Origin of the sequence: Polaromonas sp. UC242_47 (assembly GCF_044452385.1) — a bacterium.
In the GTDB taxonomy this organism is placed as follows: Bacteria; Pseudomonadota; Gammaproteobacteria; order Burkholderiales; family Burkholderiaceae_C; genus Polaromonas.
The window spans coordinates 1,782,383-1,795,540 of the sequence record NZ_JBIOAO010000001.1 but is presented as its reverse complement, the minus strand read 5'-3'; the positions used below and the strand labels follow the sequence as shown (position 1 = coordinate 1,795,540).

The 13,158-nt window shown below is 62.7% G+C and carries 11 protein-coding genes and 1 pseudogene; 11 read left to right on the top strand and 1 reads right to left on the bottom strand.

From position 1 onward, the window contains the following. Positions 1-39: 39 nt before the first annotated feature. Positions 40-924 (bottom strand): amidohydrolase family protein, encoded by an 885-nt coding sequence (locus ACHMXK_RS08815; RefSeq protein WP_397439514.1) that lies wholly within the window; start codon positions 922-924, stop codon positions 40-42. Positions 925-1,049: 125 nt separating this feature from the next. Here ACHMXK_RS08815 and ACHMXK_RS08810 point away from each other — a divergent pair, with 125 nt between their 5' ends. From ACHMXK_RS08810 to grpE, 11 genes and pseudogenes are all read left to right on the top strand, one after another. Then, entirely contained in the window at positions 1,050-1,844 is a 795-nt protein-coding gene (locus tag ACHMXK_RS08810; protein WP_397439512.1) for a crotonase/enoyl-CoA hydratase family protein, read from the top strand. Positions 1,845-1,863: 19 nt separating this feature from the next. Then, on the top strand, positions 1,864-3,747 hold the full coding sequence (locus tag ACHMXK_RS08805) for a feruloyl-CoA synthase (protein WP_397439510.1): 1,884 nt from the start codon (positions 1,864-1,866) through the stop codon (positions 3,745-3,747). Continuing rightward, the gene (locus tag ACHMXK_RS08800; protein WP_397439508.1) at positions 3,744-4,508 is read left to right on the top strand and encodes an SDR family NAD(P)-dependent oxidoreductase; all 765 of its coding nucleotides are present in this window, start codon (positions 3,744-3,746) and stop codon (positions 4,506-4,508) included. Before ACHMXK_RS08805 ends, ACHMXK_RS08800 begins: the two co-directional genes overlap by 4 nt. 37 nt (positions 4,509-4,545) lie before the next feature. Continuing rightward, the gene (locus ACHMXK_RS08795) at positions 4,546-5,685 is read left to right on the top strand and encodes an ABC transporter substrate-binding protein (protein ID WP_397439506.1); all 1,140 of its coding nucleotides are present in this window, start codon (positions 4,546-4,548) and stop codon (positions 5,683-5,685) included. A gap of 87 nt (positions 5,686-5,772) precedes the next feature. Continuing rightward, positions 5,773-6,813 carry a branched-chain amino acid ABC transporter permease gene (locus ACHMXK_RS08790; protein ID WP_397439504.1) on the top strand — a complete coding sequence of 347 codons (1,041 nt, stop codon included), beginning with the start codon at positions 5,773-5,775 and terminating at the stop codon, positions 6,811-6,813. Between the two features lies 1 nt (position 6,814). After that, positions 6,815-8,581, top strand: coding sequence for an ATP-binding cassette domain-containing protein (locus ACHMXK_RS08785; RefSeq protein WP_397439502.1), 1,767 nt, complete (start codon positions 6,815-6,817; stop codon positions 8,579-8,581). A 13-nt stretch (positions 8,582-8,594) separates the two neighbouring features. Then, positions 8,595-9,337 (top strand): annotated as a pseudogene (locus ACHMXK_RS08780) (ABC transporter ATP-binding protein). A 124-nt stretch (positions 9,338-9,461) separates the two neighbouring features. Then, on the top strand, positions 9,462-11,201 hold the full coding sequence (locus ACHMXK_RS08775) for a tannase/feruloyl esterase family alpha/beta hydrolase (RefSeq protein WP_397439500.1): 1,740 nt from the start codon (positions 9,462-9,464) through the stop codon (positions 11,199-11,201). Positions 11,202-11,292: 91 nt separating this feature from the next. After that, complete coding sequence (locus ACHMXK_RS08770) at positions 11,293-11,745, top strand: MarR family winged helix-turn-helix transcriptional regulator (RefSeq protein WP_397439498.1); 453 nt, start codon at positions 11,293-11,295, stop codon at positions 11,743-11,745. 195 nt (positions 11,746-11,940) lie between these two features. Then, the gene (locus ACHMXK_RS08765; RefSeq protein ID WP_397439496.1) at positions 11,941-12,276 is read left to right on the top strand and encodes a winged helix-turn-helix transcriptional regulator; all 336 of its coding nucleotides are present in this window, start codon (positions 11,941-11,943) and stop codon (positions 12,274-12,276) included. A gap of 266 nt (positions 12,277-12,542) precedes the next feature. Beyond that, positions 12,543-13,103: a nucleotide exchange factor GrpE gene (gene grpE, locus ACHMXK_RS08760; protein WP_397439494.1), complete on the top strand. Its 561-nt coding sequence runs from the start codon at positions 12,543-12,545 to the stop codon at positions 13,101-13,103. Positions 13,104-13,158: the final 55 nt, after the last annotated feature.

The following is a 13,158-nucleotide window of genomic DNA, read 5'->3' as shown; positions in this document are numbered from 1 at the left end:
CCCGGGGGATATGGGCCAGAAGCCTTTTTTCCTAAATTTTCATGCCGGGCGGGATTCATCCTGCCCCAAGCCCAGCAGCCGCATCGCATTGCCCTTCAGAATGCCGGGCATCACCTCGGGCTTGAAGCCCGCGTCTTCAAAATCTTTCATCCAGCGGTCCGGCGTGATCAGCGGGTAATCGCTGCCGAACAGCACGCGGTCTTTCAGCAAGGTGTTGGCGTATTGCACCAATTGTTTGGGGAAATATTTGGGGCTCCAGCCCGACAGGTCAATCCAGACATTGGGTTTGTGCGTGGCCACACTCAGGGCTTCGTCCTGCCACGGAAAGCTCGGGTGCGCCATGACAATTTGCATGTCGGGGAAATCGATGGCCACGTCGTCCAGGTGCATGGGGTTGGAATACTCCAGCCGCAGCCCGCCGCCGCAACGCATGCCGCTGCCTATGCCGCTGTGCCCGGTGTGGAAAATCGCCGGTAATTTGTAGGCGTTGATCACCTCGTAAATCGGCCAGGCCATCTTGTCGTAGGGGTGGAAACCTTGCACCGTGGGGTGAAACTTGAAACCCTTGACCCCGTACTCCTTGATCAGGCGTTCGGCTTCGCGTGCGCCCATCTTCCCTTTGTGCGGGTCGATGCTGGCAAAAGCCATCATCATGTCGCTGTTTTTTTGCGCGGCTTCTGCAATTTCTTCGTTCGGAATACGGCGCCGGCCCAGCTTGGACTCGCTGTCCACCGTGAACATGATCAGGCCTATCTTGCGTTCGCGGTAATAGGCAATGGTTTCTTCAATCGTCGGCCGGCGGCTGTTTTTGAAATATTTGTCGGCGGCGCGGTCGTATTCCTCGCCATAGTTGTCAAACGGGTTCCAGCAACTCACTTCGGCGTGGGTGTGCATATCAATGGCGATGAGGTTTTTGTAGTCCATGGTGTTTTGGGGCTAGTTCGGCGTCTTCCGTGTGCATGCGGGTTAACACCGAGAAATAAGGTCTGAAAATCGATTGAATTGGTTATTGTTTATAACAATAATTCAGTCACTTTGCAAACCTCACCATGACGTCTAAAACCCCCTCCAAAGATATCCAGCTTGAGTTTCGCGGCGCCGACCAGGAGGTCGCCGTGGTTCGCCTGAACCGCGCCGCCAAACGCAACGCCCTCAATGACGGCCTGATCCTGGCCTTGCGCGATCTGTTCGAAAACCTGCCCGCCACCGTGCGGGCCGCCGTGATCCATGGCGACGGCGGGCACTTCTGCGCCGGCCTGGACCTGAGCGAGCTGCAGGAGCGCGATGCAGGCCAGGGCCTGCACCATTCCCGCATGTGGCACGCCGCGCTGGAACGTGTGCAGTTCGGCCCGGTGCCTGTGATTGCGGCCCTGCATGGCGCCGTGGTTGGCGGCGGCCTGGAACTGGCCAGCGCCTGCCACATCCGTGTGGCCGACGAATCCACGTTTTACGCCTTGCCCGAAGGTTCGCGCGGCATTTTTGTCGGCGGCGGCGGCTCGGTGCGTATCCCCAAACTGATAGGTGTGGCGCGCATGACCGACATGATGCTGACCGGCCGCGTCTACAACGCGCCCGACGGTGAACGTGCCGGTTTTGCGCAATACCTGGTGCCCGAAGGCCAGGCTTTTGACAAGGCCCTGGAGCTGGCCCTGCGGGTCGCACAAAACGCCCCCCTGACCAATTACGCCCTGATGCACGCCCTGCCCCGGATTGCCGAACAACCGGCCGACCAGGGTTACCTGACGGAATCGCTGATGGCGGCGATTGCCCAAAGTGCGCCGGAAGCCAAACAACGCGTACGCGCCTTCCTCGACGGCAAGGCCAACAAAGTCAAGACCGTCTAAAGCACAAAAGAACAAGAACATGAGCGAGACAACATCCCCTTCTTCCCCGCGTTACCGTCCGCTGGAATTCGGCGTCACACGTGTGGCCCTTCGCGACGGCGACAACGGTGTTCGTTACCTTCAGGCCGACCAGCCGCTGTCGAGTTATGCGGCGCGCATGACCGACCGCTTTCTGCACTGGGCGCACACCGTGCCGGATCGCACCTTCCTGGCGCGTCGTGTCAAAAATGCCGATGGCAGCCTGGGCGACTGGCGTCACCTCAGTTATGGCGAGGCGCTGGTGCAGGCCCGCGCTGTTGCTCAAGCCTTGCTGAACCGCGGCCTGAACGCGGAGCGCCCGGTGGTGATTCTGAGTGAAAACAGCATTGAACACGCACAACTGGCGCTGGGCTGTCTGTACGCCGGCATTCCCTACTGCCCGGCCTCGCCGGCCTACAGCGTGGTCAGCCTGGACTACGACAAGCTGCGACATATCTTCAAGACTCTGACCCCGGGCCTGATCTTCGCCAGCGACACCACGCGTTATGGCAAAGCCATCCAGGCCACGGCCAACCCCGGTGTGGAAATCGTGTGGTGTGAAGGGTCGCTGGATGGCTTGCCCAGCACCTCGTTCGCCTCGCTGCTGGCCACCACACCCACGGCGCAAGTCGATGCCGCGCTGCAGGCGACCGGGCCGGACACCATCACCAAGTTTTTGTTCACCTCGGGCTCGACCAAGATGCCCAAGGCCGTGATCAACACCCACCGCATGTGGTGCGCCAACCAGCAACAAATGCGGCAATCGATGCCGGTGCTGACCGAAGCGCCGCCGGTGCTGGTCGACTGGCTGCCCTGGAACCACACCTTCGGCGGCAACCACAACGTCGGCCTGACGATTTACAACGGCGGCACCTTGTACATCGACGACGGCAAACCCACACCGGCGCTGATGGGCGAAACCCTGCGCAACCTGCGCGAAATAGCGCCCACCTTGTACTTCAACGTGCCCACCGGTTTCGAGGCCATTGCCAACGCGATGAAGACCGACGCCCAGTTGCGCCAGACCTTGTTGTCGCGCGTGAAGATGTTTTTCTACTCGGGCGCCGCGCTGGCGCAACCGATCTGGGACAGCCTGCACGCCACCCAGGAAGCCGAAGTTGGCGAACGCATTGTCATGGGCACGGGCCTGGGCATGACGGAGTCCGCGCCGTTTGCCGTGTTTGTGACCAGCCCCAATGTGAAGGCCGGCGACATCGGTGTGCCCACGCCGGGCGTGGAGCTCAAGCTGGTGCCCACCGACGGCAAGACCGAGGTACGTTACCGCGGTCCCAACATCACGCCGGGTTATTGGCGTTCGCCCGAAGCCACGCAAGAGGCTTTTGACGAAGAAGGTTTTTTCTGCACCGGCGACGCGGTCAAATGGATTGACGAACACAACATCCACCAGGGCCTGAAGTTTGACGGCCGGATTGCCGAAGACTTCAAACTCGCCACCGGCACCTTTGTGAGTGTCGGCCCGTTGCGCGCAAAAATCATCGCGGCCGGCGCGCCCTACATCCAGGATGCCGTGTTGACCGGCATCAACCTCAAGGAAGTCGGCGCCCTGATTTTCCCCACGCCCGCGGTGCGTTCGCTGGCCGGGCTGCCGGCCGAAGCCAGCCTGCAGCAGGTACTGGAAAGTGCGGCCGTGCAGGCGCATTTCCAGAAAGTGCTGGACCAGCTCGCCGCCAGCGCCACCGGCAGCGCCAACCGCGTTGTCCGCCTCCACCTGATGCATGAACCACCCTCCATCGACAAGGGCGAGGTCACGGACAAAGGGTCGATCAACCAGCGCGCCGTGCTCAAACACCGAGAGGTACTGGCCAACACGCTGCACGACGGCAGCCTGCCCTTTACCCTCCAAGCACAAGGAAACCCGGCATGAACATCCAGGGACAAACCGCCATCGTCACCGGTGGCGCCTCCGGTCTCGGCGAAGCCACCGCACGCGAACTCGCCCGCCTGGGCGCCAAAGTCGCCGTGTTCGATATCAACCTGGCCCTGGCCCAAAAAGTGGCCGCCGAGATAGGCGGCATTGCCTGCGCCTGCGACATCACCCACACCGACAGCGTGAGCGCGGCCCTCGCCCAGGCGACGGCAGCCCACGGGCCGGCACGTATCTTGATGAACATCGCCGGCATAGGCAGCGCCAAACGGGTGGTGCAAAAAGATGGCTCGGCCGCGCCACTGGAAGACTTTGCCAAGGTCATCCAGGTGAACCTGATCGGCAGCTACAACATCAGCCGGCTGTTTGCCGCCGAATGTGTCAAGCTCGCGCCGCTGGAAGACGGCGAACGCGGCGTGATGATGTTCACCGCCTCGGTTGCCGCGTTTGACGGCCAGGTCGGCCAGCAGGCCTACAGCGCCTCCAAGGGCGGGCTGGTCGGCATGACCCTGCCGATGGCGCGTGACCTGGCGCAATACGGCATTCGGGTCTGCACCGTCGCACCTGGCTTGTTTGCCACGCCGCTGATGAAACAGTTGCCGGAAGCCGTGCAGCAGTCGCTGGCCGCCTCCATTCCTTTCCCCGCGCGCCTGGGCAAGCCCGAGGAGTTTGCCCAACTGGCGGCCCACATCGTGACCAACACTCACCTCAATGGCGAAGTGATACGCCTTGACGGCGCGCTGCGCATGGCGCCGCGCTGAGGTTTTTTTTCTTCACCCACCCGCAGGAGACATTCCCATGACATTCAAAAAAACAATCATCACCGCTGCCGTGGCCCTGGTCGCCGCCGGCAGCGCCCTGGCCGATATCACCATTGGTGTGAGCCTGCCCTTGACGGGCCCCACCTCCGCGCTGGGCATCCCGATCAAGAATGCCATCGCGCAGTGGCCCTCCAGCATAGGCGGCGAAAAACTCAACGTCATCATTCTTGACGACGCCACCGACCCGACCAATGCCACCAAAAACGCCCGCCGTTTTGTGACCGACGACAAGGTCGACATCCTCATGGGTTCGGCCGCCACGCCGCCGGCCAACGCGGTCGCCGCCGTCGCGTCTGAAAGCGGCACCATGCATTTCACCTTCGCGCCCATCGATGTGTCCACGGCCAAGTCGCCCTGGTCCTACAACATGCCGCAGTCCACCCTGGTGATGTCGCATGCCATCGTGGCGCATATGAAAAAGACCGGCGTCAAAACCGTTGGTTTCATCGGTTACGCCGATGCCTATGGCGAGTTGTTCCTGCGCGACATGAAGGTCAAGATGGCCGGCACAGACATCAAGTTTGTCTCCGAAGAACGTTTTGCCCGCACCGACACCAGCGTCACCGGCCAGGCCCTGAAGGTCACCGCCGGCAACCCCGACGCCATCCTGATCGTCGCCTCGGGCAGCGGCGCGGCCATGCCGCACAAAGCGCTGATCGAGCGTGGCTACAAGGGCAAGATTTACCAGACCCACGGCGCGGCCTCACGCGACCTGATGCGCGTCGGCGGCAAGGATGTGGAAGGCGCGTTTGTGGTTGCCGGTCCGGGCGTGGTGGCCGAGCAGTTGCCGGCCGATCACCCGAGCAAAAAGGTCGCCATGGCCCACGTGATCGCCTGGGAAAAAGTCTACGGTCCCAACAGCCGCAACCCCTTTGCCGGCCATGCTTACGACGCTTCCGTGGTGCTGCAGAAAATCATTCCTATCGCGCTCAAGACCGCCAAGCCGGGCACCAAGGAGTTCCGCGCCGCCCTCAAGTCCGCGCTGGAAAACGCCGGCCCGATTGCGCTGTTCCACGGCACCGTCAACTACACCGCCAGCAACCATGCGGGTTACACCGATGACACCGGCGTGATCATGCAGATCGTGAACGGCGACTGGAAGCTGCAGCCCAAATAAACGCGGCATTTCTCCGGCTCTCCCGGGCCGGACCGCCCACGCGCGGTTCGGCCCGAACAGGTTTCACGGGCACCCCTGAAGGTTTTTATGGATTTTTCAATTGCCAGCATCCTGCTGGTTGACGGCTTGACCAATGGCGCGATTTACGCGCTGCTGGGCCTGGCCACGGTACTGGTGTTTGCCGTCACGCGGGTGATTTTTATTCCGCAGGGCGAGTTTGTGACGTATGGCGCACTCACCCTGGCCATTCTGCAAACCGGCAAGGTGCCGGGCACCATCTGGCTGCTGTTGCTGCTGGCCGGTCTGGCGGCGCTGACCGAGTCCTGGCACACCTGGAAAAGGCACAAACAAGCGCTGGGCGCCTTGCGCGCCGGACTCAAGGTGCTGGTGATGCCGGTCGTCGTCGCGCTGATCACGCTGTGGGCCGCGCCGCAGCAGTTTTCGCTGCTGGTGCAAGCCTTGCTGTCGGTCTGTATCGTGACCTGTTTCGGACCGCTGGTCTACCGCCTGGCCTACCAGTCGCTGGCCGATGCCAGCTCGCTGGTGCTGCTGATTGTGTCGGTCGGCGTGCACTTTGCATTGACCGGCCTGGGCTTGGTGTTTTTTGGCGCCGAAGGTTTTCGCAACCCGCCCTTCTGGGATGCACGTTTCAGCCTGGGGGCGGTCAACCTGTCCGGCCAGGCCGTGATCATCGCGCTGGCCTCGATGGCGCTGATTGTGTTGTTGTGGCTGTTTTTTGAACGCACCTTGTACGGCAAGGCCTTGCGTGCCACCGCCGTCAATCGTCTGGGCGCACGCCTCATGGGTATCTCCTCACAAACGGCCGGCCAGTTGACCCTGGCCATGGCGGCCCTGATAGGCGCGCTTTCTGGCCTGCTGATAGGCCCGACCACCACGGTGTTTTACGACTCCGGCTTTCTGATCGGCCTCAAAGGTTTTGTGGCCGCCGTGATTGGTGGTCTGGCCAGTTACCCGGGCGCGGCCATAGGTGCCTTGCTGGTCGGTGTGATCGAGGCTTTGGGTTCTTTCTGGGCCAGTGCTTTCAAGGAAGTGATTGTGTTCACGCTGATCCTGCCCGTGCTCTTGTGGCGTTCGCTCACCAGCGGCCATTCGGACGAGGAGCACTGACATGACGCTTCGCAAATGGGGCGGCTGGCTCCTGATCGCCGCGTTGGTACTGGTCTGCATCCTGCCCGTGCCCGAGTTCTGGATCACCCAGCTCAACTACATCGGCATCTCCAGCCTGGCGGTGCTGGGTTTGATTCTGCTGACCGGGGTGGGTGGCCTCACCTCCTTCGGCCAGGCCGCGTTTGTCGGTATAGGTGCTTACACCAGCGCTTACCTCACGGTGAACGCCGGTCTCTCGCCCTGGCTCACGCTGTTTGTGGGCCTGGGCCTGACAGCCCTGTGTGCGGTGGTGCTGGGCTGGATCACGCTGCGCATGTCCGGCCACTACCTGCCGCTGGCGACCTTGGCCTGGGGCCTGTCGCTGTACTACACCATGGGCAACCTGCAGGCGCTGGGCAAATACGACGGCATCCTGGGTGTCACCGGCCTGTCCATCTTCGGCTGGGAACTGGGCCAGGGACGGGTCTACCTGCTGCTGACCTGGTCGCTGGTCTTGCTGGGCAGCTTGAGCCTGTTACACCTGCTGGACTCGCGTGTCGGCCGGGCCATTCGTTCGCTCAAGACCGGCTCACACATGGCCGAGTCCATGGGGGTGGACACCTTGCGTTTCAAGATCGGCATCTTCCTGATCGCCGCCTTGTTTGCCTCCCTCTCCGGCTGGCTGTACGCGCATTTCCAGCGTTCGGTCAACCCCTCGCCCTTCAGCGTACATGTGGGCATCGAGTACCTGTTCATGGCGGTGCTGGGCGGCGCCGGCCATGTCTGGGGCGCCATCACCGGCGTGACCATCACCAAGCTGCTGGCCGACCAGCTGCAGGTCTTGCTGCCCAAACTGCTGGGCACCAGCGGCAGCTATGAAGTGATTGTGTTCGGCGTGTTGCTGGTGCTCACGCTCAAATACGCACCCGACGGCATCTGGGCCTTTGTCGACCGCAAGCTGCCCAAAGCCAGACGCAAGGTGGACTGGCAGGACGCAGCCCCCCTGCCGGCACGTGCCAAACCGGCGGCCGGTGAAATCGTGCTGCAGGCCAGCAACATCCGCAAGGAGTTTGGCGGCCTGGTCGCGGTCAACGACATCAACTTCTCGGTCGCCTCGGGCCAGATCGTCGGCCTGATCGGCCCCAATGGCGCCGGCAAATCCACCACCTTCAACCTGATCACCGGCGTGTTGGCCCTGACCCGCGGCAGCGTGAGTTTCCGCGGTGAAACCATCAGCAGCCTGCCGTCGCGCGAAATCGCCAAACGCGGCATTTCGCGCACCTTCCAGCATGTCAAGATGATTGCCGACATGACCGTGCTGGAGAACGTGGCGCTGGGCGCCCACCTGCGCGGCCACAAGGGCGCGACGGCTGCGATGCTGCGGCTGGATCGCGCGGAAGAACAAGGCCTGCTGCGTGAAGCCGAACACCAGTTGCGACGGGTTGGCATGGGTGAACATATCCACGAGTTGGCCGGCAATCTGGCCATGGGCCAGCAGCGCTTGCTGGAGATTGCCCGGGCGCTGTGCAACGACCCGGCCCTGCTGCTGCTCGACGAACCCGCGGCCGGTTTGCGTTACCTGGAAAAACAGGCGCTGATCGAGGTCTTGCGCCAGCTCAAGAGCGAAGGCATGAGCATCCTGCTGGTCGAACACGACATGGACCTGGTAATGCAGGTGACCGACCGCATCGTGGTGATGGAGTTCGGCACCCGGCTGATTGAAGGCACGCCCGAAGAAATCCAGGCCAGCCCGGCGGTACGCGCCGCCTACCTCGGCACCGAACACTGAAGGTTTCCCCCTCATGAGCACCCCTCTTCTCAAGGTCCACAATCTGCACGCCGGTTACGGCAAGGCCGAGGTCTTGCGCGGCATAGACCTGCAGGCCGACAGCGGCAGCATCATCACCGTCATAGGCCCCAACGGCGCGGGCAAGTCCACCCTGCTCAACGCACTCATGGGTGTGTTGCCAGCCACCGGCAACATCGAATACGCCGGCCAGTCCATCATCGGGCTGCCGCTGGAAGAACGTGTGATGCTGGGCATTGCCCTGGTGCCGAAAAACGCGAGTTGTTCGGCAGCATGTCGGTCGAAGACAACCTGGTGCTGGGCGCTTTTCGCCAGGTGCGCTTGCGCAACAAGGATTGGCGCGACCAGATGGCCGTGGTCTTTGATCTGTTTCCGCGCCTCAAGGAGCGCCGCGCCCAGGAAGCCGGCACCTTGTCGGGCGGCGAACGACAAATGCTGGCCCTGGGCCGGGCCCTGATGTCGCGCCCCCAGCTGCTGATGCTGGACGAACCCAGCCTGGGCCTGGCGCCGCTCATCGTCAAGGAGATTTTCCGCACCATCGAAGCCTTGCGCAAAACCGGCGTGACCACCCTGCTGGTGGAACAAAACGCGCGCGCCGCACTGGAAGCGGCCGACCACGGCTATGTGCTGGAGATGGGCGAAATCGGCCTCAGCGGCCCGGCCGCCGAACTCGCACGCGACCCGCGTGTGGTCGACACCTACCTGGGCGCCTCGCGCAAAAACGGGGCGCCGGCCTGAGGCCGCAAATGGCCATTTCACCCCATTGATGCATAAAAACAGACTCTAGCCCATACCGCATATGCGTAAGAAGCTATTGAATTTATAGCAAACTTCAGGCGCCAGCCAACCGAAGGAGACACCCATGCCCCACACCGTCACCCGCTTGGCAGCCAGCGCCGCCGGCCTGCTGCTGCTGGCCGCCTGCAGCAGCACGCCGCCGATGCGGCCTGCCGCCACCGGCGCCAGCGCCGTCGTGGCCTGCGAAGGGCTGGCGGCGGGTTTCAGTTTTGCCGGCACACGCATCCTGTCGACGCAACGGGTGGACGCCGGACAACTCAAACTGCCAGGCATCGCAGAGGCCATGCCCGCGCATTGTGTGCTCAAAGGGGCCATGCATGAACGCATAGGCCCGATGGACGGCAAGCCTTATGCGATCGGTTTCGAGATGCGCCTGCCCACGGCCTGGAATGGCCGCTTCTTTTACCAGGCCAACGGCGGCCTGGACGGATTCCAGACGCCGGCTTATGGCGACATCCTGGGCGGTGGCCCGATCAGTAACGGCCTGCTCAAGGGTTTTGCCGTGATCAGTTCGGACGCCGGCCATGCCTTCGACCGAAACACACCGATAGGCGGCGCCACCTTCGGGCTGGACCCGCAGGCGCGGCTGGACTACGGCTACAACGCCGTGGCGCAACTCACACCTATGGCCAAGGCGCTGATCAAGACCTATTACGGCAAAGGGCCCGACACCTCTTACCTGGTGGGCAGTTCCAACGGCGGGCGCCACGGTTTTGTCACCGCCTCGCGCCTGCCGGCGGCCTACGACGGTATTCTGGTCAGCACACCGGGTTACCGGTTGCCGCTGGCGGCTGCGGCGCAGGTGTGGGGGGCGCAGCAGTTCGCGCGCATCGCCAAAACCAGTCCCGCCACCGGCCGGCCCGACCTGAGCACGGCCCTCACGCCCGCAGACCTGGCTCTGCTGGCGCGGCAGGTGCTCGCGCGTTGTGATGCCCTCGATGGTCTGGCCGACGGCATCGTCGCCGACCTGCAGGGCTGCCAGGCGGCCTTCAACATCACCCGCGACGTACCCAGTTGCGCCGCCGGCACGGCGCCCGACGGGCATTGCCTGAGTGCTGTGCAAAAAACAGCGATGGCCAGTGTCGCCCACGGACCCGTGACGGCCGCAGGCCAACGTGTCTATGCCGGCCTGCCCTGGGACCCAGGCATGGCGGGTCGCGACTGGGCGAGCTGGAAATTTGTCAACAGCGTGGGCCCGCGCGATGCCATCGCACTGGCCTTTGTGATGAGCACCCCGCCGGCTTCACCCGCCGTGGTCACGGGCCAGGGCAACACCTTGATCGACTACGCCCTGCAGTTCAACATCGACCGCGACCTGCCGCGCCTGTCGGCCACAGCCGGGCCTTACCAGGAATCCGCCATCAGTTTCATGACGCCGCCCGACCCCACGCTGCGCAGCTTCGTGGCCAGCGGCGGCAAGTTGCTGGTCTTTCACGGCACGGCCGATCCGGTGTTTTCCGCGCTGGACAGCATCAGTTGGTATGACAACTTCCGCCAAGCCCATGGCGCCGCCGCTGACAGCCATGCCCGCCTCTTCCTGGTGCCGGGCATGAACCACAGCCGCGGCGGTCCGGCCACCGACCAGATGGACATGCTGGAGGCGCTGGTGCGCTGGGTCGAACTCGGCCAGGCGCCACAAACCGTGGTGGCGCAGGCGCGTGGTGCTGGCGCCGCCGTGCCCAACCCCGAAATACCCGCCAGTTGGAGCCCGACCCGCACCCGTCTGTTGTGTCCTTACCCGCAGGTGCCGCGTTACCAGGGCAGCGGCGACAGCGAAAATGCGGCCAGTTTCAGTTGCCGCTAAAAGAAAGAAAGCCGTGAAGCACCAAGCCGTCCTTGCCCGGCAGCGGCGATACTAACGCCCCTCCCCACCACCCGCAGACCCGCCCTCACCCATGCCAGAAAAATTGCCCCCGGCTGTCGAAACCGTCGATACCCGCTACCTGGAAAGCCTGCTCGGTTACAACGCCAGGCGCGCCGCGGTGGTTGTGATCGAAAGTTTCCTGGAACGCATGGCGGTGTATGACTTGCGGCCTGTCGATTTTTCTGTGATCTCGCTGATCACACACAACGCTGGTATCACCTCGCGCCAGTTGTGCGCGGCGCTGAACATCCAGCCGCCCAACCTGGTCGGCATGATCAATGCGCTGGAACGCCGCGAGCTGATTCAGCGCAAACCACACCCGCGCGACGGCCGGGCCTTTGGCCTGCACCTGACCCCCAGCGGCCAGAAACTGATGCGCCAGGCCGAACAAACAGCGCAGGAACTGGAATCCGACGCCGCCGCCCGCCTGAGCGCCACCGAACGCAAAACCCTGCTCCGCCTGCTGCAGAAAATTTACCTCTGACGCCCAGGTCGTGAACGGAGCGTGGGGGCTTACCCCATCCTTCCCGAATTTTCAAGCCCTTTTGGCCCCCAGGCTACACTGCGCGGGCACAGGCAGCTACAAAACTAGTAGCAGTCCAAAATTTCCGTTATATTTCGCATCAAGCCCGTGCTTACCGATTAACCGTGACAAAAACGTGACCAGGAGATCCCCCTAATGAGTTCCAAAGAAAATGCCGCCGTCGGCCAGCTGTTTGAACTGCTTGAATCGCGTTACGCCTTGCGCGTGTTGTGGGCCCTGAAAGACGGTCACCCACAAACCTTCCGCCTGCTGCAGGACAGCATCGGCAGCATCACGCCCAACACCTTGAACACCCGCATCAAAGAGCTGCGCAACGCCGGCCTGATGGGCCACGGCAGCGAAGGCTACACCGTCACCACCCTGGGCGCCGACCTGCTCAAGCGCCTGAACGACATGCAGGCTTTTGCCGCCAAGTGGACCGCCAGCCAGGTCAAGGCCGCTGCCGCCGGCACCCCCGTCAAGAAAAAATAAACCGTCCCCCCTCCTGAAAGACAGGCCTGGCGCCTGTCTTTTCATTTGGGCGCCACCTGGCTGGGTGCTTGATTTTTTTGTATAAAATTCGCCCTTGGCCCTTTTCCTGCGTGCGCAGGAAGCTATTTATTTCATAGCATGTTGACGGCGCCCGCTAACGCAGGCGCACGTTGCAGGTCAGGCATCCGGGCACAAACCCTTGCCTTGAAAAGGGCTTTGCTGCCCCCAGCTAGCTCACTTGTCCTTTTGAATAACCGCCTCCGACCATGCCAGAAAACAATCAATCCGAACAAAATCAAGTACTTACAGGCGCTCCCAGCCCGGAAGAACTGGAAGCCGCCCAGGCCGCCAACGAAGCCGATGCCTTGACGGCGGCACAAGCCGAACTGGCCGTGCTGCAGGCCAAAAACAGCGAGTTGGCCGACAACTTCCTGCGCGCCAAGGCCGAGGCTGAAAATGCCCGCCGCCGCGCCGACGATGAAATTGCCAAGGCACGCAAGTTTGCCGTCGAGGGTTTTGCCGAAAGCCTGCTGCCAGTCGCCGACAGCCTGGAAGCCGGCCTGTCCATCAAGGACGCCAGCGCCGAGCAGCTGCGTGAAGGCACCGAAGCCACACTCAAGCAGCTCAAAAGCGCGCTGGAACGCAACAAGGTGGTCGAGATCAATCCCGCCACCGGCGACAAATTTGACCCGCACCAGCACCAGGCCATCAGCATGGTGCCGGCCGAGCAGGAAGCCAACACCGTGGTCAGCGTGCTGCAAAAAGGTTACCTGATCGCCGACCGCGTCTTGCGTCCGGCGCTGGTGATGGTGGCCGCCCCCAAATAAATCCCTGTCCAGACAGATGCGGCACTTGAAACAATCCAAGTTATCCACAAGTCAT

Excerpts from the sequence above, each read along its gene's own strand:
- ACHMXK_RS08815 (WP_397439514.1), bottom strand. The coding sequence starts at position 924 with ATGGACTACAAAAACCTCATCGCCATTGATATGCACACCCACGCCGAA.
- ACHMXK_RS08810 (WP_397439512.1), top strand. The coding sequence starts at position 1,050 with ATGACGTCTAAAACCCCCTCCAAAGATATCCAGCTTGAGTTTCGCGGC.
- ACHMXK_RS08800 (WP_397439508.1), top strand. The coding sequence starts at position 3,744 with ATGAACATCCAGGGACAAACCGCCATCGTCACCGGTGGCGCCTCCGGT.
- ACHMXK_RS08805 (WP_397439510.1), top strand. The coding sequence starts at position 1,864 with ATGAGCGAGACAACATCCCCTTCTTCCCCGCGTTACCGTCCGCTGGAA.
- ACHMXK_RS08765 (WP_397439496.1), top strand. The coding sequence starts at position 11,941 with ATGAGTTCCAAAGAAAATGCCGCCGTCGGCCAGCTGTTTGAACTGCTT.
- ACHMXK_RS08795 (WP_397439506.1), top strand. The coding sequence starts at position 4,546 with ATGACATTCAAAAAAACAATCATCACCGCTGCCGTGGCCCTGGTCGCC.
- ACHMXK_RS08785 (WP_397439502.1), top strand. The coding sequence starts at position 6,815 with ATGACGCTTCGCAAATGGGGCGGCTGGCTCCTGATCGCCGCGTTGGTA.
- ACHMXK_RS08770 (WP_397439498.1), top strand. The coding sequence starts at position 11,293 with ATGCCAGAAAAATTGCCCCCGGCTGTCGAAACCGTCGATACCCGCTAC.
- ACHMXK_RS08775 (WP_397439500.1), top strand. The coding sequence starts at position 9,462 with ATGCCCCACACCGTCACCCGCTTGGCAGCCAGCGCCGCCGGCCTGCTG.
- grpE (WP_397439494.1), top strand. The coding sequence starts at position 12,543 with ATGCCAGAAAACAATCAATCCGAACAAAATCAAGTACTTACAGGCGCT.
- ACHMXK_RS08790 (WP_397439504.1), top strand. The coding sequence starts at position 5,773 with ATGGATTTTTCAATTGCCAGCATCCTGCTGGTTGACGGCTTGACCAAT.